Source organism: Hydrogenophaga sp. ANAO-22, assembly GCF_042466645.1.
Taxonomy (GTDB): Bacteria; Pseudomonadota; Gammaproteobacteria; order Burkholderiales; family Burkholderiaceae_C; genus Hydrogenophaga.
On the sequence record NZ_CP159956.1, the window covers coordinates 2,288,586 to 2,308,272 of the forward strand.

11 protein-coding genes, 2 tRNA genes, 3 rRNA genes and 1 pseudogene are annotated in these 19,687 nt (G+C 62.1%); 6 read left to right on the top strand and 11 right to left on the bottom strand.

Translation table 11 applies throughout. The features are described from left to right. The 5 genes and pseudogenes from glyQ to ABSY19_RS10955 form a co-directional block, all read right to left on the bottom strand. The gene (gene glyQ, locus ABSY19_RS10935; RefSeq protein ID WP_382162519.1) at positions 1-906 is read right to left on the bottom strand and encodes a glycine--tRNA ligase subunit alpha; all 906 of its coding nucleotides are present in this window, start codon (positions 904-906) and stop codon (positions 1-3) included. Between the two features lie 104 nt (positions 907-1,010). Next, positions 1,011-2,839 (bottom strand): annotated as a pseudogene (gene lnt, locus ABSY19_RS10940) (apolipoprotein N-acyltransferase). A 62-nt stretch (positions 2,840-2,901) separates the two neighbouring features. Next, the gene (locus ABSY19_RS10945) at positions 2,902-3,768 is read right to left on the bottom strand and encodes an HlyC/CorC family transporter (RefSeq protein WP_291113023.1); all 867 of its coding nucleotides are present in this window, start codon (positions 3,766-3,768) and stop codon (positions 2,902-2,904) included. Positions 3,769-3,861: 93 nt separating this feature from the next. After that, positions 3,862-4,596, bottom strand: coding sequence for a GNAT family N-acetyltransferase (locus tag ABSY19_RS10950; protein WP_382162521.1), 735 nt, complete (start codon positions 4,594-4,596; stop codon positions 3,862-3,864). An 88-nt stretch (positions 4,597-4,684) separates the two neighbouring features. Beyond that, a complete protein-coding gene (locus ABSY19_RS10955) occupies positions 4,685-5,158 on the bottom strand; it encodes an Lrp/AsnC family transcriptional regulator (RefSeq protein WP_291113027.1) in 474 nt (157 codons plus the stop codon). Positions 5,159-5,274: 116 nt separating this feature from the next. Between ABSY19_RS10955 and hppD the strand changes: the two genes are divergently transcribed. Both hppD and phhA read left to right on the top strand, forming a co-directional pair. Beyond that, the gene (gene hppD, locus ABSY19_RS10960) at positions 5,275-6,396 is read left to right on the top strand and encodes a 4-hydroxyphenylpyruvate dioxygenase (RefSeq protein WP_382162524.1); all 1,122 of its coding nucleotides are present in this window, start codon (positions 5,275-5,277) and stop codon (positions 6,394-6,396) included. A gap of 11 nt (positions 6,397-6,407) precedes the next feature. Next, the gene (gene phhA, locus ABSY19_RS10965) at positions 6,408-7,262 is read left to right on the top strand and encodes a phenylalanine 4-monooxygenase (protein ID WP_382162527.1); all 855 of its coding nucleotides are present in this window, start codon (positions 6,408-6,410) and stop codon (positions 7,260-7,262) included. On the opposite strand, the gene ABSY19_RS10970 is transcribed toward phhA, so the two are convergent. Next, entirely contained in the window at positions 7,184-8,107 is a 924-nt protein-coding gene (locus ABSY19_RS10970; RefSeq protein ID WP_382162530.1) for an esterase/lipase family protein, read from the bottom strand. The genes phhA and ABSY19_RS10970 overlap by 79 nt on opposite strands. A 123-nt stretch (positions 8,108-8,230) precedes the next feature. Between ABSY19_RS10970 and ABSY19_RS10975 the strand changes: the two genes are divergently transcribed. The 3 genes from ABSY19_RS10975 to ABSY19_RS10985 all read left to right on the top strand — a co-directional run bounded on the left by ABSY19_RS10975 (position 8,231) and on the right by ABSY19_RS10985 (position 11,766). After that, positions 8,231-8,977, top strand: a complete 747-nt coding sequence (locus ABSY19_RS10975) for a hypothetical protein (RefSeq protein WP_382162533.1) — start codon at positions 8,231-8,233, stop codon at positions 8,975-8,977. A gap of 111 nt (positions 8,978-9,088) precedes the next feature. Beyond that, the gene (locus ABSY19_RS10980; RefSeq protein WP_382162536.1) at positions 9,089-10,789 is read left to right on the top strand and encodes an AMP-binding protein; all 1,701 of its coding nucleotides are present in this window, start codon (positions 9,089-9,091) and stop codon (positions 10,787-10,789) included. Between the two features lie 14 nt (positions 10,790-10,803). Continuing rightward, positions 10,804-11,766: an MBL fold metallo-hydrolase gene (locus tag ABSY19_RS10985; RefSeq protein ID WP_382162538.1), complete on the top strand. Its 963-nt coding sequence runs from the start codon at positions 10,804-10,806 to the stop codon at positions 11,764-11,766. Positions 11,767-11,877: 111 nt separating this feature from the next. On the opposite strand, the gene rrf is transcribed toward ABSY19_RS10985, so the two are convergent. The 5 genes from rrf to ABSY19_RS11010 all read right to left on the bottom strand — a co-directional run bounded on the left by rrf (position 11,878) and on the right by ABSY19_RS11010 (position 17,221). After that, positions 11,878-11,990, bottom strand: a 5S ribosomal RNA gene (gene rrf, locus ABSY19_RS10990). Between the two features lie 168 nt (positions 11,991-12,158). Further along, a 23S ribosomal RNA gene (locus tag ABSY19_RS10995) occupies positions 12,159-15,037 on the bottom strand. 372 nt (positions 15,038-15,409) lie between these two features. Beyond that, positions 15,410-15,485, bottom strand: a tRNA-Ala gene (locus ABSY19_RS11000). Positions 15,486-15,512: 27 nt separating this feature from the next. Next, positions 15,513-15,589: transfer RNA gene (locus ABSY19_RS11005), tRNA-Ile, on the bottom strand. Between the two features lie 103 nt (positions 15,590-15,692). After that, positions 15,693-17,221: ribosomal RNA gene (locus ABSY19_RS11010) — 16S ribosomal RNA — on the bottom strand. Together the 16S, 23S and 5S rRNA genes with 2 tRNA genes alongside form the textbook arrangement of a ribosomal RNA operon. 558 nt (positions 17,222-17,779) lie before the next feature. On the opposite strand from ABSY19_RS11010, the gene abc-f reads away from it, so the two are divergent. Continuing rightward, on the top strand, positions 17,780-19,678 hold the full coding sequence (gene abc-f, locus ABSY19_RS11015) for a ribosomal protection-like ABC-F family protein (RefSeq protein ID WP_382162541.1): 1,899 nt from the start codon (positions 17,780-17,782) through the stop codon (positions 19,676-19,678). Positions 19,679-19,687 lie beyond the last annotated feature (9 nt).

The window sequence follows — 19,687 nt, forward strand, 5'->3', positions numbered from 1 at the left end:
TCACGCGGCCTTCTTCACCATCTGTTCCACCCACTCGCGCGGCGCCATGGGGAAGCCCAGGCGCTCGCGGCTGTCGTAGTAGGCCTGCGCCACGGCGCGCGCCAGGTTGCGGATGCGGCCGATGTAGGCGGCGCGCTCGGTCACGCTGATGGCACCGCGCGCGTCCAGCAGGTTGAAGCTGTGCGCGCACTTCAGCACCTGTTCGTAGGCGGGCAGCGCGAGCTGTTGCTCCATCAGGTGCTTGGCCTGTTTCTCGTGCGCGTTGAAGGCGGTGAAGAGGAAGTCGGCGTCGCTGTGTTCGAAGTTGTAGGCCGACTGTTCCTTCTCGTTCTGCAGGTAGACGTCGCCGTAGCTCAGCGTGTCCGTCCATTTGAGGTTGTAGACGTTGTCCACGCCCTGCAGGTACATGGCCAGGCGCTCCAGGCCGTAAGTGATCTCGCCGGTGATGGGCTTGCAGTCGATGCCCCCCACTTGCTGGAAGTAGGTGAACTGCGTCACTTCCATGCCGTTGAGCCAGACCTCCCAGCCCAGGCCCCAGGCGCCGAGTGTGGGGTTCTCCCAGTCGTCCTCGACGAAGCGGATGTCGTTTTTCTTCAGGTCGAAGCCCAGGGCCTCCAGGCTGCCGAGGTAGAGCTCGAGGATGTTGCTCGGCGCGGGCTTGAGCACCACCTGGTACTGGTAGTAGTGCTGCAGGCGGTTGGGGTTCTCGCCGTAGCGGCCGTCCTTGGGGCGGCGGCTGGGCTGCACGTAGGCGGCCTTCCAGGGCTCGGGGCCGAGCGCGCGCAGGAAGGTGGCGGTGTGGCTGGTGCCGGCACCCACCTCCATGTCGTAGGGCTGCAGCAGCGCGCAGCCCTGGGCGTCCCAATAGGACTGCAGTTTCAGAATGATGTGCTGGAAGGTCAACATGGGAAAGAAGCCGGGAACGAAGCCCGGCCGAGGGATGGTCTGGGTGGAGGCGTGGCGCGGCATCGCGCCAGGAATGCCCCAAGTGCCCGATTTTACGGGCGCGCTCAGCGGCGGCGGGTGCGCCCGCCCCGGCGGCCCAGGTTGCGGGTGGAGGCGATCAGCAGCGCCAGCACGGCGCAGACCACCCACAGGGGCACCAGGCCCCAGCGCGCGGTCCACTGGGCATACGGCGTGAGGCCGCTGCGGCCCTGCACCGTGGCCTCCAGGCGGCCACGCGTGAGCCGCTGCAGCTCGTGCGTGACCTGGCCCTGGTGGTCGATGACGGCCGTGGCGCCGGTGTTGGTGGCGCGCAGCATGGGCCGGCCCAGCTCGATCGCGCGCAGGCGCGAGATCTGCAGGTGCTGGTCGATCGCGATGCTGTCGCCGAACCAGGCGATGTTGCTCAGGTTGACCAGCACGGTGGGCGCGGCCGTGGGATCGCGGAACGAGGCCGCGAGCTCTTCGCCGAACAGGTCTTCGTAGCAGATGTTGGGCGCCACGCGCTGCCCCGACACCGCCCAGGCCGGCTGCGCCAGGGCGCCCCGGTTGAAGTCCCCGAGCGGGATGTTCATGAGGTCGGTGAACCAGCGGAACAGCGGCGGAATGAACTCGCCGAAGGGCACCAGGTGGTGCTTGTCGTAGCGGTACAGGCCGTTGTCCGGCGTGTCCAGCCGGGGCTGGGCCTGCAGTCGATGGGCCGAGCCCGAGTGGATCCCCCAGACCGAGTTCGTGTAGCCCCGCTCCATGCTGCCCAGCGGCAAGCCCACCAGCGCGCCGACGCCGGTGCCGGCCGGTTGCTCGGCCAGGTGCCCGAGCAGGGGCTGCCAGAAGTCGGGGCCCAGTTGGCCTGGCAGCAAAGGAATGGCGGTCTCGGGCGCGACCACCAGCTGCGGGCCGGTGGCGGAACTGCGCGCGGCCTGCACGGCCTCGGTGATCTGTTGGGGGTACCAGTTCAGCGCCTGGGCCACGCCCGTGCCGGGCTCGAATTTCTGATCCTGGGCGATGTTGCCCTGCAGCAGCCACACCCGCAGCTCGCCCGTCGCGGCGGTGTCCCGGTGACCCAGGCCGCGCCACGCCGCGCCGCCGCCGATCAGGCTCACCAGCAGCACGCCCACCACCAGGAACAGGGCCAGCGAACGCAGCACACCGGGCCAGCCATCGGCCAGGCCCGGCACCAGGCGGGCCTGCACCCGGGGCGCCGGCGCCACCATGCCACCCGCCGTGCGGCCCACCGGCCGGCTGACGGGCGACTGCATCCAGACGCTGAAGCGCCGCCAGAGGCCGGAGACGATGGAGGCCACCGAATAGGCCAGCACGGCCGCCAGGAAGCCCATGCCATAGACCCCCACCAGCGGTGCCCAAGGGGCCATCAGGTCAACGTGCGCGTAGCCCCCGCGCCCCAGGGGAAACCGGTGAACCAGTGGCCACGCGCCAGTTCGGCCAGCGTCCAGAGCGAGGCGAACATCAGCCCTTGTGCGGTGCGCGACACCGGCGCCCAGGCGCACAGGAAACCCACCACCACCGCGTAATAGATCGACAGCAACCCCGCCAGCGCGAGCACGGCCAGCACCGCCAGCCAGGCGGGCAGGCCGCCGTAGGTGTGCAGGGAAATGAACAGCCACCAGAAGGTGCCCGCCAGCCAGACAGTGGAAAACACCCAGCCGCGCCACACCGCCTGCCCCACCCGGGTGGCGTACTGCAGCGCCAGCACCAGCAACGCCAGCGAGGCGATCTGCCACCACCCATTGGGCTGGCCCTGCACGGCACCCGGCAGGCTCCAGCCCGCGAAAGGCCAGGCGATGGAGGTCGCCTGCAAGGCACCGCCCAGCAGGCACACGAGGAACCAGGCGAAACCGCTGCCGCGCGCGCTGCGCCCGGGCGGGCGGCGGCTCATCGGGTTGAAACTCGACGGCGTGTGGAGTGACCCGAAAAGGCTTCGCATGGGGTTGGGCGGGCTCAGGCCTCGCCCGGCACGGGCATGACCTTGAACCACTTCACAGCGCCGCCCTTGGTGTGCAGCACGGTGAAGCGCAGGCCGTCGAGCTCATGGACTTCGCCCCGCTTGGGCACGTGGCCCATGGCGTGGGCGATCATGCCGCCGATGGTGTCGAAGTCTTCTTCGGACAGTTTCAACCCGAAGGATTCGTTGATGCGCTCGATCGGCGTGTCGCCGCTCACGCGCCAGGTGCCGTCGGCCAGGGCGAAGATGTCGCCATCGTCCTCGGCCACGTCGAATTCGTCTTCGATCTCGCCGACGATTTCCTCGAGCACGTCCTCGATGGTGATCAGGCCGGCCACGCGGCCAAACTCGTCGATCACGATCGCCAGGTGGTTGCGGTTGCCGCGGAACTCGCGCAGCAGGTCGTTGAGGCCCTTGCTTTCGGGCACGAAGGTGGCCGGGCGCAACAGCGCGCGGATGTTGAGCGCGGGCGCGCGCTGCAGCTTGAGCAGGTCCTTGGCCAGCAGGATGCCGATGATGTTCTCGCGCTCACCCTCGAACACCGGAAAGCGCGAGTGCGCGGTGTCGATGACCAAGTGCAGCAGTTCGTCGAAGGGCGCATCGATGTCCAGCACATCCATGCGCGGGGTGGCCACCATGACATCCCCGGCGGTCATGTCCGCGATGCGGATCACGCCTTCGAGCATGACGCGCGACTCGGCGTTGATGATGTCGTTGTCCTCGGCCTCGGCGAGGGTTTCGATCAGCTCGTCCTTGGAATCCGGTCCGGGATGGATGAATTCCGCAAGCTTTTGCAGAAAACCACGTTTGTCGGCATGCCGCAGGCTGCGCTGCGGCCCGCTACTGGGAGGGGAGTCGGCCACTGAAGGATGGTGGGAGGTTGTAACAGGGCGGAAGGATACCCCATGCGGGTGTCGGCGCGCAAAGCCGCGCGGGCCCCGCGGCCCTGGCCGGGTTCAGCCCCGGACGCGTTCGCGTGCTTCGCGCACGCCCTGGCGGATGTCCTGCAGCACCGACAGAAAGCCCCAGAACTGCTTGGCCTGGGCCTTGAGGTGGTAGTCGGTGATGGCCACCTGCTCGTTGACCATTTCTGTCACGCGCGAGTCGAAATCCGCTGGCGGCAACCGCAGGTGCGCCTCGGACTCGGAGCCGTCGCGCTCGATCACCGCGCCAGCACGGCGGGCGATCTTGAGCATCGCTGTGTTTTCCGACAGCGCATGGATGAACAGCATCTGCACGCCCTCGTTGCGTGCGTGCATGACGGCGCGCTCGAACAAGCGGCCACCGTAACCCCGGCCACGCGCATGTTTGACGACCGACACGCCGAACTCGGCGCAGCTGGTGTACTGGGGGTCGAGCGAGAACGCGAGGTGGGCCATGGCAATGAGCTCGAGCCGGCGGTTGAAGATGCCGAAGAGCTCGTCGCGATCGAAATTGAGCTGCGCCACGTAGCGGCGGATCTGCTCGTCGTTGGCCGCATACCCGAAGCGCAGGTAGCGGTCGTTCGTATCCAGTTCCAGGAGGTGCGCCTCGATGCGGTCGATCTGCCCGGGGCCGATCGACCGGATCGGCACCATCACCGGGTTCGATTTGTCCCCGCGCGCGGGCGTGCCACCGGTGGACGACGAAGCGCGCGCCTCGGCCTGCGCCTGCAGCGGCGTCGACTTGAACCAGCGGGTGGGATCAACCATGGGCACGAATGTACGGGTTATCCCTATAACAACAAGGACGCAAACCCCTAAACCCGCGGGAACCCGACGGACGGGGACGAAAACTCCCTCACAACGGCAAAGCCGTGGTGCTTTTCACGCGGTCCATCACGAAACTGGTCTTGCAATCCTGCACGCTGGGGTGCTTGAGCAGGGTGTCCATGATGAAACGCGAATAGGCGGCCATGTCGGCCACCACCAGGCGCAGGTGGAAGTCCATGTCGCCCGTGAGCGCGGCGCATTCCACCACCTCGGGCCACGACAGCACGCTGGCGCGGAACAGGTCCATGGGGTTGCGCTTGGCGCTGTCGGAATGTTTCTCGAGCCGCACGCTCACATGGGCGGTCAGCCCCAGCCCCACCGCCTCGGGCCGCACCAGGGCCACATAGCGGTCGATGACGTGCGCCTCCTCCAGCCGCTTCACCCGGCGCAGCACAGCGCTGGGCGAGAGGCCCACCGCTTCCGCGATCTGGTCGTAGGTGGCGCGGCCGTCGGCCTGCAGGCTGCGCAGAATGTGGCGATCAAGCTTATCGAGTGCTTCCATGCGCGTCATTTTGCAAGATTCCTGCAATTCAGACGAGTGGCGCGCCCCAAAACGCCGGAATCGTGACACCCTGCGCCGATACAGTGGCCCACTGCCCACACACAACGGAGACCGCCATGAACACGCCCTTGCCCGCCGCCGCCCAGACCGCCGCCCCCCCATGGGACAACCCCATGGGCACGGACGGCTTCGAATTCATCGAATACGCGGCGCCCGATCCCGTGGCCATGGGCGCGCTGTTCGAGCGCATGGGCTTCAAGGCGATCGCAAAGCACCGCCACAAGGCCGTCACCCTGTACCGCCAGGGCGAGATCAACTTCATCATCAACGCCGAACCCGACAGCTTCGCGCAGCGCTTCGCGCGCCTGCACGGTCCCAGCGTGTGCGCGATCGCCTTCCGCGTGGCCGATGCCAAGGCGGCCTACGAACGCGCCATCTCGCTCGGCGCCTGGGGCTATGCGCAATCGGCCGGGCCGGGCGAACTGAACATCCCGGCCATCAAGGGCATCGGCGATTCGATCATCTACTTCATCGACAAGTGGCGCGGCAAGAACGGCGCCAAGACGGGCGACATCGGCAACATCGGTTTCTTCGATGTGGACTTCGAGCCCCTGCCCGGCGCCGAACTCAACCCCGTCGGCCACGGCCTGACCTACATCGACCACCTGACGCACAACGTGCACCGCGGCCGCATGGAGGAGTGGGCGGGCTTCTACGAACGCCTGTTCAACTTCCGAGAGGTGCGCTACTTCGACATCGAGGGCCAGGCCACCGGCGTGAAGAGCAAGGCCATGACCAGCCCTTGCGGCAAGATCCGCATCCCGATCAACGAAGAGGGCAACGAGAAATCGGGGCAGATCCAGGAGTACCTGGACCGGTACCACGGCGAGGGCATCCAGCACATCGCCATGGGCTCGACCAACCTGTACGACACGGTGGACGCGCTCGAACTCAGCGGCGTGAAGCTGCTCAACACCAGCGAGACCTACTACGAGCTGCTGCCCAAGCGCATCCCGAACCACGGCGAAAACCTCGAGGCCCTGAAGCAGCGCAACATCCTGGTGGACGGCACACCCGGTGAACTGCTGCTGCAGATCTTCAGCGAGAACCAGCTCGGCCCGATCTTCTTCGAGTTCATCCAGCGCAAGGGCAACCAGGGCTTCGGCGAAGGCAACTTCAAGGCCCTGTTCGAGACCATGGAGCTCGACCAGGTGCGCCGTGGCGTGCTCAAGGCCTGAGGGCAGACGCGATGGCCGTTGAACCCGTCGTCTATGGCGCCAGCGACCGCCCGCCGCGCGGCGACTACTCGCGTGCGCGGGGCGACTACACCTGCCCGCAGAACTGGGCCTCGTACACCGAGGCCGACCACGACACCTACCACCGCCTCTACGAGCGCCAGACCGCGCTGCTGCCGGGCCTGGCCTGCGACGCCTTCATCGAGGCCCTGCCTTCGCTGGGCGTGAAGGACCGCATTCCCCGCTTCGAAGAGATCAACGAACGCCTCAAGCCCGCGACCGGCTGGGAAATCGTGGCCGTGCCCGGCCTGATTCCCGAGCGGCCCTTCTTCGACCTGCTGGCCAACCGCCGTTTCCCGGTGACCGACTGGATCCGCACGCCGGCCGAGTTCGACTACATCGTCGAGCCCGATGTGTTCCACGACCTCTTCGGCCACGTGCCGCTGCTGTTCAACCCGGTGTTTGCCGACTACGTGCAGCGCTACGGGGCGGGTGGCCTGAAGGCCCACGACCTGGGCGCGGGCGAGCTGCTCTCGCGGCTGTACTGGTACACGATCGAGTTCGGCCTGATCCGCCAGGACGACGGGTTGCGCGCGTACGGCGCCGGCATCCTGAGTTCGTCGGGCGAACTGCGCCACAGCGTCACCAGTCCGCAACCCCAGCGCATCGCGCTCGATCTGCTGCGCTGCATGCGCACGCGCTACAAGATCGACGACTACCAGGCCACTTACTTCGTCATCGACAGCTTCGACCAGCTGTTCGAAATGACCGCGCCCGACTTCGCGCCGCTCTACAAGGCGGTGCGTTCGCTCGGCGACCTGCCGGCCGACGCCACGATCGCCAGCGACTCGTCCATCACCCTGGGGTGAAAGGCCAGCGCCACGTGGGCCGCGCCGGACACCAGCCGGTTGTCGGCCCCGGGCAAGGTGGCGGTGGAAGCCGGGAACACGATGTTGTCGGCATTGGAATACCAGCACACGAAGTCGGCATAGGTGTCCTGCGGCTGGATCTGCGCTTCGCGCCGGGCCAAGGCCGCCAGCCAGTGCCCGTCCTGCCGCATCTGCCGGCCATTGGCCACGCGGCTGAAGCGCCCCAGCCAGGTGCCTCGGTGCGGACTGCCGATGGTGATGACCTGGTGCACCGGCGTGCCCGGCTCGGCCGCCCGCCACGCCCGCGCAACAAGGCCACCCATGCTGTGGCACACCAGCACCGGGGGACGGCCCGTGAGGGCCTGGGCGCGCCGCACGGCGTCGCTCATGAGGGGCACGTAGTCGTCGATGTCGCCGAACACCGGCTCCAGGTTGACCGACACATAGGGCACGCCCTGGCTGCGCAAGCGGCGCATCCAGGGCAACCACAGGCCTCGATTGCACACGAAGCCGTGCACGAACACCACAGCGGGCACCGGGCCTTCGCGCGGGTCGACGTCGTCCGGCAGGCTCGCCCAGAAGAAGGGTTGGCGCCAGGCAAACACCTGCGGCGCCACGCGGACCTCCTGCCACCAGGCGCCCGCCAAACCCGGCCATCCCGCCGGGGGTGCGGCATCGCCCCGGTTCAGCCGGGCCGCGGCCAGCCCCTCCAGGGCGAGCACCAGCGCATAGCCGCCCAGCGACAACAAGGCGCCCACCACAGCCACCGTGGGGGATCGCGGCCACCAGAAGAACACCCACGCCACCACGAACACCAACGTACCGAGCACCAGCGCCTGCTGCAAGCGGGCCAGGCTGGAGCGGGGAACGTGTCTTGGGGGGGCTGCGTCGGAGGGGACATGGCCGAACTATCTCACGGAGTGGGCGGTCCGAATTAGACTGGCACACCGCCTCTGCCTGAGCCCGCCATGACCCAGAACCCCAGCGCCGCCAACCGCATCCGCACGCACCTGGCGCGTGTCAGCGATCTGCGCCAGCAAGCCCGCACGGCAGGCCTCGACCGGGCGGTGAACGAGGTGAAACGGCTGCAGGCCCGGCGCTTCCGCGCCACGTACGCCGACTTCCTTGAGCACCCGGTGCATGCACCCGCGACCCGCTTCTTTCTGGAGGAGCTCTACGGCGTGCACGACTTCGCCCGGCGCGACGCGCAATTCGCCCGCATCGCCGGCGCGTTGGAACGCCTGTTTCCGGAGGCCGTGGCCCAGCTCGCGGTGGATCTGGCCGAGACCCATGCCTTGACCGAGGTGCTCGACCACCACATGGCCACGCACTGGTTGCCGCAGGACGCCACGCTGTCCCCCGCCCTGCGCTACACGCGCGCCTGGCGGCTGACCGGCGACCGCGATGCGCGCGCGCGCCAACTGACGGTCGTGCAGCACATGGGGCGCGAGTTGCAGCGCCTCACCCGCATGAAGCCCTTGCGGCTGGCCTTGCGCATGATGCGCAACCCGGCCCGTGCGGCGGGCCTCGATGCCTTGCAACATTTCCTGGAAAGCGGCTTCGATGCCTTCGCCTCCCTGGGGGATGCACGGAACTTCCTCGACACCATCAGCGCACGGGAATCGCGTTGGATCAGCACCCTGTTCGACGAGGGCGAGGCCGCCTGCAGCGCGGCACTGTCCGCCGAGCTGGCCAGAGCGCCTGAGGCCCGTTGAGGTCTCCGGGATCCCGTGTGCTTTGGGTGACAGCGCCTTAGGGCTGGCCCGGTATGCACCCGGGCGCCGGCTTGCCAGAATGGTCCATCCCTCTCTGTCACAGCGAAACCCATGACCCGACCCTGGCTCAACCAATACCCCGAAGGCGTTGCACCCGAGGTGACGCCCGAACGTTACCGCTCGTTGGCCGACCTGCTCGAAGAGTCGTTCAAGCAACATGCCCGCCAGCCCGTGAGCGTGTGCATGGAACAGTGGATGAGCTATGGCGAACTGGACAGCCTGAGTGCCGCCATGGGGGCCTGGCTTCAGGGCCGGGGCTTGGTGCCAGGTGCGCGCGTGGCCATCATGCTGCCGAATGTGCCGCAGTTCCTGATCACCATGGCCGCGATCGTGCGCGCTGGCTACACCGTGGTGAACGTCAATCCGCTCTACACCGCGCGAGAACTGGAGCACCAGCTCAAGGATTCCGGGGCTCAGGCCATCGTCATCCTGGAGAACTTCGCCCACACGCTCGAACAGGTGATCGACCAGACCTCGGTGGAGCACGTGGTCATCGCCAGTCTGGGCGACCAGTTGGGGTTCTGGTACGGGCGCTGGATCACGTTCGCCGTGCGGCATCTTGCCAAGATGGTCCCAGCCTACAAGTTGGCCCGAACAGGCCCCCTGGGCGAACGCACCATCGTGGACTTCCGCCACGTCATCGCCCAAGGCAGTGGCATGCGCCTCCAGCCCACCAGCGACACCTTGGACTCCGTGGCCTTCCTGCAGTACACGGGAGGCACCACCGGTTTGTCCAAGGGCGCGGTACTCACCCACCGCAACATCATCGCCGCCATCCTGCAGGCCGAAGCCTGGTTCAAGCCCGCGCTGCAAAAGGTCGGCGACCTGCGGCAGGTCAACGGCATCGCGGCGCTGCCGCTGTACCACATCTTTGCGCTGACCCTGAGCCTGCTCACCATCCGCTGGGGGGCGCACATGACCCTGGTGCCCAATCCGCGCGACATCCCGCAACTGGTGGCCACCCTCAAGCGGCGCGCATTCCACGTGCTGCCCGCGGTGAACACCTTGTTCAACGCCCTGCTGCAGAACCCCCAGTTCCGTCAATTGGATTTTTCGAATCTTGCGCTGTCGCAGGCCGGGGGCATGGCCGCGTCGGAAGGCACGGCACGGCAATGGAAGGCCGTCACCGGCTGCACCATGATCGAAGGCTGGGGCATGAGCGAGACCTGCGCGATCGGGACCAACAACCCGGTCACCAGCCAGCAGTTCAGCGGCACCATCGGCCTGCCTCTGCCTGGCATCGACATCGCGATCAAGGACGACGAAGGCCGCAGCGTGGCGCTGGGTGAAACCGGCGAGATCTGCATCAAGGGGCCGAATGTGATGGTGGGCTACTACCAGCAACCCGATGAGACCGCACGCGCGTTCACACCCGATGGTTTCATGCGAACGGGCGATGTGGGGGTCATGGACCCGCAGGGCTTCACGCGCATCGTCGACCGCAAGAAGGACATGATCCTCGTCTCCGGCTTCAACGTGTTCCCCAGCGAGCTGGAGAACGTCATCTCGCTGTGCCCGGGGGTGCTTGAATGCGCGGCCATCGGCATTGAGGACGACAAACAAGGCGAGGCGGTCAAGGTGTTTGTGGTGCGTTCGGACCCCACCCTGCGCGAGGAAGACGTGGTACGTTACTGCCAGGACAACCTGACCGGCTACAAGCGACCCAAGCTCATTGAATTCCGGGACGAGCTGCCGAAGAGCAACGTGGGCAAAATACTTCGGCGCGCCTTGCGCACGCCAGTTGCCCACTGAGGCACTCTCACTGCATGCCATCCCATTCTTCACCGGCACCGATCGACGACCCCCATTCAACCCTTGCCAACGCCGGCGTCACCTGCCTGGAACGGGGCTGGCTGTCGGCCAACAACATCCTGATTCGAGGCGAGGGCCCCACCGCGTTGGTGGACTCGGGTTATTCGGCGCATGCGCCTCAGACGCTCGCGCTCGTGGCGGCCAACCTGGAGGGGGCGCCGCTGGATCTGCTCCTGAACACGCACCTTCACAGCGACCATTGCGGCGGCAATGCCGAACTGCAGCGAGCCTATCCTGCATTGCGCACCCTGATACCACCTGGTCAGGCCGCTTCGGTCACGAATTGGGATCCAGTGGCCCTGACCTTTGAGCCTACGGGCCAGTCTTGCCCACGGTTCACGCACCAAGATCTGCTGACGCCAGGCACCTCCATTCGCCTGGGTTCACTGAATTGGGATATCCACGCGGCCAAGGGGCACGATCCTCATTCCATCGTCCTCTTCCAGGCCGAGCATCGGCTGCTGATTTCGGCGGATGCACTGTGGGAAAACGGCTTCGGCATTGTCTTTCCCGAGCTCGAAGGCGTTTCAGCGTTTGATGAGGTGGCGGCCACCTTGGATCTCCTGGAAGCACTCACCCCCACGACCGTTATCCCCGGACATGGCCGGGTCTTCAATGATTTTTCTGGAGCACTCGCCCGTGCGCGCAGCCGCTTGGAACAGTTCGTGAGCCAACCCGACAAGCACCGGCGACATGCCCTGAAGGTGCTGATCAAGTTCAAGCTGCTGGAGTGGCAATCCGTGTCGATGGACGCCTTGCTGGATTGGGTGCTTGCCACCAGCTACTTTTTCAACACCATGCCGCAGACAGTGCGTCAGAACAGAATACAGACCCGCGAATGGCTGGATCAGTTGCTGATCGAGCTTGAACGAAGCCAAGCCCTGTTCAGAAACGGGGACATGGTCGTCAATCGATAGATGGGCAGGTCAATAGGTCTGCTGCTGCGCGACCCTTTGAGAAATTTCAGCCCATAAATGCCCAAACCCCCAGGTGTCGAAGACACGAGGGGGTTTGGGGGCTGGGTAAGAGCCTGACGATGACCTACTTTCACACGGGAACCCGCACTATCATCGGCGCAAAGGCGTTTCACTGTCCTGTTCGGGATGGGAAGGAGTGGGACCACCTCGCTATGGTCGTCAGGCATAACTTGTTGTTCGGGCTGTGCACACGCACAACCTGAACGAATTCATAGAGCTTCGAATCAGCTATTTTGATTGCGGCCAACGATGGGCTCATTGCTGAGCCTTCGGGCATAACATGACTTTTCAGTCGGATGACATTTGACTCTGATGATTTTCATCAAAGTTATAGGGTCAAGCCGCACGAGCAATTAGTATCAGTTAGCTTAACGCATTACTGCGCTTCCACACCTGACCTATCAACGTCCTGGTCTTGAACGACTCTTTAGGGGGCTCAAGGCCCCGGCAGATCTCATCTTGGAACGAGTTTCCCGCTTAGATGCTTTCAGCGGTTATCTCTTCCGCACTTAGCTACCCGGCAATGCCACTGGCGTGACAACCGGTACACCAGAGGTGCGTCCACTCCGGTCCTCTCGTACTAGGAGCAGGCTTCCTCAAATCTGCAGCGCCCACGGAAGATAGGGACCAAACTGTCTCACGACGTTTTAAACCCAGCTCACGTACCTCTTTAAATGGCGAACAGCCATACCCTTGGGACCGGCTACAGCCCCAGGATGAGATGAGCCGACATCGAGGTGCCAAACACCGCCGTCGATATGAACTCTTGGGCGGTATCAGCCTGTTATCCCCAGAGTACCTTTTATCCGTTGAGCGATGGCCCTTCCATACAGAACCACCGGATCACTATGTCCTGCTTTCGCATCTGCTCGACTTGTCAGTCTCGCAGTTAAGCACGCTTATGCCATTGCACTATTAGCACGATGTCCGACCGTACCTAGCGTACCTTCGAACTCCTCCGTTACACTTTGGGAGGAGACCGCCCCAGTCAAACTGCCTACCATGCACTGTCCCCGATCCAGATAATGGACCTAGGTTAGAACCTCAAACACACCAGGGTGGTATTTCAACGTTGGCTCCACAAGATCTAGCGACCCTGCTTCAAAGCCTCCCACCTATCCTACACAGATCTGTTCAAAGTCCAATACAAAGCTACAGTAAAGGTTCATGGGGTCTTTCCGTCTTTCCGCGGGGAGATTGCATCATCACAAACATTTCAACTTCGCTGAGTCTCAGGAGGAGACAGTGTGGCCATCGTTACGCCATTCGTGCAGGTCGGAACTTACCCGACAAGGAATTTCGCTACCTTAGGACCGTTATAGTTACGGCCGCCGTTTACTGGGACTTCGATCAAGAGCTTGCACCCCATCAATTAATCTTCCAGCACCGGGCAGGCGTCACACCCTATACGTCCACTTTCGTGTTTGCAGAGTGCTGTGTTTTTAATAAACAGTCGCAGCCACCAATTTTTTGCAACCCATTCATGCTCAGATGTTCTCATCACATTACTAGGGCACACCTTCTTCCGAAGTTACGGTGTCAATTTGCCGAGTTCCTTCTCCTGAGTTCTCTCAAGCGCCTTAGAATACTCATCTCGCGCACCAGTGTCGGTTTGCGGTACGGTCAATTACAAGCTGAAGCTTAGTGGCTTTTCCTGGGACCTCGTTCAGTTACTTCGCGAGCAAGCTCGCTCGATCGACAGCCTCGGTATATGACACGCGGATTTGCCTACGTGTCGCCTACATCTGTCTAAACCGGCACATCCAACCGCCGGATAACCTATTAAGATCCGTCCCCACATCGCACTTGTAATCGGTACAGGAATATTGACCTGTTTCCCATCAGCTACGCATCTCTGCCTCGCCTTAGGGGCCGACTCACCCTACGCCGATGAACGTTGCGTAGGAAACCTTGCGCTTACGGCGAGGGGGCTTTTCACCCCCTTTAACGCTACTCATGTCAGCATTCGCACTTCTGATACCTCCAGCATCCTTTACAAGACACCTTCACAGGCTTACAGAACGCTCTCCTACCACTTGCAATAAATTGCAAATCCGCAGCTTCGGTAACTGGCTTAGCCCCGTTACATCTTCCGCGCAGGACGACTCGATCAGTGAGCTATTACGCTTTCTTTAAATGATGGCTGCTTCTAAGCCAACATCCTGACTGTTTTAGCCTTCCCACTTCGTTTCCCACTTAGCCAATTTTAGGGACCTTAGCTGGCGGTCTGGGTTGTTTCCCTCTTGAGTCCGGACGTTAGCACCCGGTGCTCTGTCTCCCAAGCTGTACTCATCGGTATTCGGAGTTTGCCTTGGTTTGGTAAGTCGCCATGACCCCCTAGCCAAAACAGTGCTCTACCCCCGACGGTAATACTTGAGGCACTACCTAAATAGTTTTCGGAGAGAACCAGCTATTTCCAAGTTTGTTTAGCCTTTCACCCCTATCCACAGCTCATCCGCTAGTTTTGCAACACTAGTCGGTTCGGACCTCCAGTACCTGTTACGGCACCTTCATCCTGGCCATGGATAGATCACTTGGTTTCGGGTCTACACCCAGCGACTGAATCGCCCTATTCGGACTCGATTTCTCTACGGCTTCCCTATTCGGTTAACCTTGCCACTGAATGTAAGTCGCTGACCCATTATACAAAAGGTACGCAGTCACCCCTTTCGAGGCTCCTACTTTTTGTAAGCACGCGGTTTCAGGATCTATTTCACTCCCCTCCCGGGGTTCTTTTCGCCTTTCCCTCACGGTACTTGTTCACTATCGGTCGATGATGAGTATTTAGCCTTGGAGGATGGTCCCCCCATATTCAGACAGGATTTCTCGTGTCCCGCCCTACTTGTCGTTAGCTCAGTACCACACAGGTCTTTTCACGTACGGGGCTATCACCCGCTATGGCCGCCCTTTCCAAAGCGTTCCGTTAAGTCTTGTGCTATCACTAACAGGCTCTTCCGATTTCGCTCGCCACTACTTTCGGAATCTCGGTTGATGTCTTTTCCTCGAGCTACTGAGATGTTTCAGTTCACCCGGTTCGCCTCGCATGACTATGTATTCATCATGCGATACCTACTGCTAGGTGGGTTTCCCCATTCGGAAATCTCCGGATCAAAGCTAATTTGCCAGCTCCCCGAAGCTTATCGCAGGCTATCACGTCCTTCGTCGCCTATCATCGCCAAGGCATCCACCACGTGCTCTTATTCACTTGACCCTATAACTTTGACATCTCACCAGGTCTTGCAACCTGACAAGATACAAAATCACATCAAGCAAATGTCTGTCAGGTCTTTCACCTGACGCGTTATGCCGCTTCAATTCGCATCTTTCGATCAAATTGAATATTCGTTGACGCAATCAAAAAATGTTGCTGATGGCACGGTGCACATGAAACCTTTACGAATATGTGCTTTCCATCAGCAACGCTGATTCGACTCTATGAATTTTTAAAGAACAGCCGTGGCGATCTTGCGATCACCTGTCAATCGATGGATATCAATCAACATCAAAACATCCTCAACCAAACTGGCCAAGATGCTTTGATGTGGATTTATCAGACAAGAACGTCACCGAAGCAACGTTGTTTTGGTGGAGGATGACGGGATCGAACCGACGACCCCCTGCTTGCAAAGCAGGTGCTCTCCCAGCTGAGCTAATCCCCCAGGATAACTTGCGCTCATTGGAGGGGATGGTGGGTCTGGTTGGTCTCGAACCAACGACCCCCGCCTTATCAAGACGGTGCTCTAACCAACTGAGCTACAGACCCAAGCCGGTCGCTTGATCTCTCCAGGCCTAAGCCCGAATCGCTGGCGACGTCCTTCCAACAACCGATAAGTGTGAGCGTTTGAGCTTGATTGCTCTTTTTCCAGAAAGGAGGTGATCCAGCCGCACCTTCCGATACGGCTACCTTGTTACGACTTCACCCCAGTCACGAACCCCGCCGTGGTAATCGCCCTCCTTGCGGTTAGGCTAACTACTTCTGGCGAGACCCGCTCCCATGGTGTGACGGGCGGTGTGTACAAGACCCGGGAACGTATTCACCGTGACATGCTGATCCACGATTACTAGCGATTCCGACTTCACGCAGTCGAGTTGCAGACTGCGATCCGGACTACGACTGGCTTTATGGGATTAGCTCCCCCTCGCGGGTTGGCAACCCTTTGTACCAGCCATTGTATGACGTGTGTAGCCCCACCTATAAGGGCCATGAGGACTTGACGTCATCCCCACCTTCCTCCGGTTTGTCACCGGCAGTCTCATTAGAGTGCCCTTTCGTAGCAACTAATGACAAGGGTTGCGCTCGTTGCGGGACTTAACCCAACATCTCACGACACGAGCTGACGACAGCCATGCAGCACCTGTGTTACGGCTCTCTTTCGAGCACTAAGCCATCTCTGGCAAATTCCGTACATGTCAAAGGTGGGTAAGGTTTTTCGCGTTGCATCGAATTAAACCACATCATCCACCGCTTGTGCGGGTCCCCGTCAATTCCTTTGAGTTTCAACCTTGCGGCCGTACTCCCCAGGCGGTCAACTTCACGCGTTAGCTTCGTTACTGAGTCAGAAGAGACCCAACAACCAGTTGACATCGTTTAGGGCGTGGACTACCAGGGTATCTAATCCTGTTTGCTCCCCACGCTTTCGTGCATGAGCGTCAGTGCAGGCCCAGGGGATTGCCTTCGCCATCGGTGTTCCTCCGCATATCTACGCATTTCACTGCTACACGCGGAATTCCATCCCCCTCTGCCGCACTCCAGCCTTGCAGTCACAAGCGCAATTCCCAGGTTGAGCCCGGGGATTTCACGCCTGTCTTACAAAACCGCCTGCGCACGCTTTACGCCCAGTAATTCCGATTAACGCTTGCACCCTACGTATTACCGCGGCTGCTGGCACGTAGTTAGCCGGTGCTTATTCTTACGGTACCGTCATGTGCCCCAGGTATTAACCAGAGCCTTTTCGTTCCGTACAAAAGCAGTTTACAACCCGAAGGCCTTCTTCCTGCACGCGGCATTGCTGGATCAGGCTTGCGCCCATTGTCCAAAATTCCCCACTGCTGCCTCCCGTAGGAGTCTGGGCCGTGTCTCAGTCCCAGTGTGGCTGGTCGTCCTCTCAGACCAGCTACAGATCGTCGGCTTGGTGAGCCTTTACCCCACCAACTACCTAATCTGACATCGGCCGCTCCAATCGCGCGAGGCCTTACGGTCCCCCGCTTTCATCCATAGATCGTATGCGGTATTAGCGCAGCTTTCGCTGCGTTATCCCCCACGACTGGGCACGTTCCGATGCATTACTCACCCGTTCGCCACTCGTCAGCACCTTGCGGCCTGTTACCGTTCGACTTGCATGTGTAAAGCATGCCGCCAGCGTTCAATCTGAGCCAGGATCAAACTCTTTAGTTCGATCTTGAAATTACTCATAAAAACGGAATTGAAGTGAACTTCACTTCTATTCTCATGAGCGTTTAAAGTCTTGCGACTTGGACCCTTTCGAGCCCGTTTTCGCAATCGCCTTCAAACGCCCACGCTTATCGGCTGTATGTTTTTAATGATCCTCGCAAACCCAGCGACTCTCACCACCTTCGTCTGCTTGCTTAGCTGCGATCAGCTGAGCCTCGTATTATGACACAGTTTTTGGCGCCTTGTCAAAAAGTTTGATTTTTTTATCTCGCTTTTTGCACCGCCTTGGCTGCATCTTCTTCGCCGCTTTTCTTTGACTTCCGAAGAAGTCTTTGTGAGCAGCGAAGCCTTGCAGTATACGACAGTTTTTGGGCTTTCGTCAAAGCCTCGCAAAAAACTTTCGTACAAGGCCTTTCGGTATCGCCACGCTTCGGCAGGAGCGCCACGCATCCACGTCTATATATAGAAGAGGTGCGCCCAGCGCCACCACGGAGCTCTCCGCTCGCACGCACGGCTTGAGCGCGCACGGATAATCAAGACTCCTTTCGACTCGGACTTTTCATGGCACTCATCACTCTGCAGGACGCGCAACTGGCCTTTGGCCACGTGGCTCTGCTCGACCACACCGACTTCGCGCTCGAGGCGCAGGAGCGGGTCGGTCTCATCGGACGCAACGGCACCGGCAAATCGTCGCTGCTGAAGATCCTGGCGTCCCTGGAAAAGGCCGATGACGGCACGCTGCAGGTGCAGACCGGCCTGCGCATTGCCTATGTGCCGCAAGAACCGGTGCTGGATCTGCAGTCGTCGGTGTTCGAGGCCGCCAGCGTGGGTCTGGCCGATGCGCGCGCTGCGCGGGATCTCTATTTGAGTGGGGCAGACGGGCTGGACCTCGATGCGCTGCAGAACCGTATCGAGGCCCTGGACGCCTGGAACTGGGAGCAACGGGTGGAGGAAACCCTGCACCGGCTTCACCTGGACGGCGCGGTGCGCGTGGGCGAACTCTCGGGCGGCAACAAGAAGCGCGTGGCCCTGGCCCAGGCGCTGGTGAGCCGCCCCGACGTCCTGCTGCTGGACGAGCCGACCAACCACCTGGACCTGGACAGCATCACCTGGCTGGAAGACCTGCTGCTGGAGTACAAGGGCAGCGTCGTCACGATCAGCCACGACCGGGCCTTTCTGGACCGCGTGGCCACACGCATGGTCGAACTTGATCGCGGCCGGCTGCTCAGCTATCCCGGCAACTTCGCGCAGTACCAGCTGCTCAAGGAAGAGCAGATGGCACAGGAAGCGGTGATCAACGCCCGTGCGGACAAGCTGCTGGCACAGGAAGAGGTGTGGATCCGCAAGGGTGTGGAAGCGCGGCGCACGCGGGCTCAAGGGCGCATCACCCGGCTGGAGCGCCTGCGCGAGCAGCGCGCACAGCGGCGCGACGCGGTGGGCAGCGTGAAGCTGGAGGTGGCCAGTGGCAACGCCAGCGGCAAGATCGTGGCGGAGCTGGAGAAGGTCACGCAGACGTTCGCGACCGCAGACGGCGGCCAGCGCACCGTGATCCGGGACTTCTCGGCCACCATCCTGCGCGGCGACAAGATCGGCCTGATCGGCCCGAATGGCGCGGGCAAGACCACTTTGCTCAAGATCATTCTGGGTGAACTGATCCCCACCAGCGGCACCGTGCGCCAGGGCAGCAAGATCAGCGTGGCCTATTTCGACCAGATGCGCGACCAGCTCGATCTGGACGCGACACTCGAAGACTTCATCAGCCCGGGCAGCGAGTGGATCGAGATCGGCAACAAGCGCACCCATGTGAAGAGCTACCTCAGCGACTTCCTGTTCTCGCCCGCGCGGGCCAACGCCCCGGTTCGCACGCTCTCGGGCGGCGAGCGCAACCGCCTGCTGCTGGCGCGGTTGTTCGCGCGGCCGGCCAACGTGCTGGTGCTCGACGAGCCCACCAACGACCTGGACATCGACACGCTGGAGCTGCTGGAAGACCTGCTGCAGCAGTACGAAGGCACGGTGTTCCTGGTCAGCCACGACCGGCGCTTCCTGGACAACGTGGTCACGAGCACCCTGGTGTTCGAGGGCGAAGGGCGCTGGCGCGAGTATGTGGGGGATGTGCAGGACTGGCTGACCCAGTCGGCGCGGTCGGCCGCCCTGCAGCGCGAGCGCGAGGCGTCCAGCCCGCCGCCGGCCGCCCCGGCCGCCAAACCGGCCAGTTCGGCGCCCGCACCAGCACCCGCCAAGAAAAAGCTAAGCTACAAGGAACAGCGGGAGTTCGACGCGCTGCCTCAGCTGATCGCGGCCCTGGAGGCCGAACAAGCCACCATTGGCAAGGACCTGGAGAATGGCCAACTATTTCACAGCGATCCCACCCGCGCGGCTCAACTTGGCGCCCGACATGCCGAAGTCGAGGGGGAATGGCTTCAGGCGCTGGAGCGCTGGGAAGCGCTTGGCGGCAACTGAGGGCCCGGC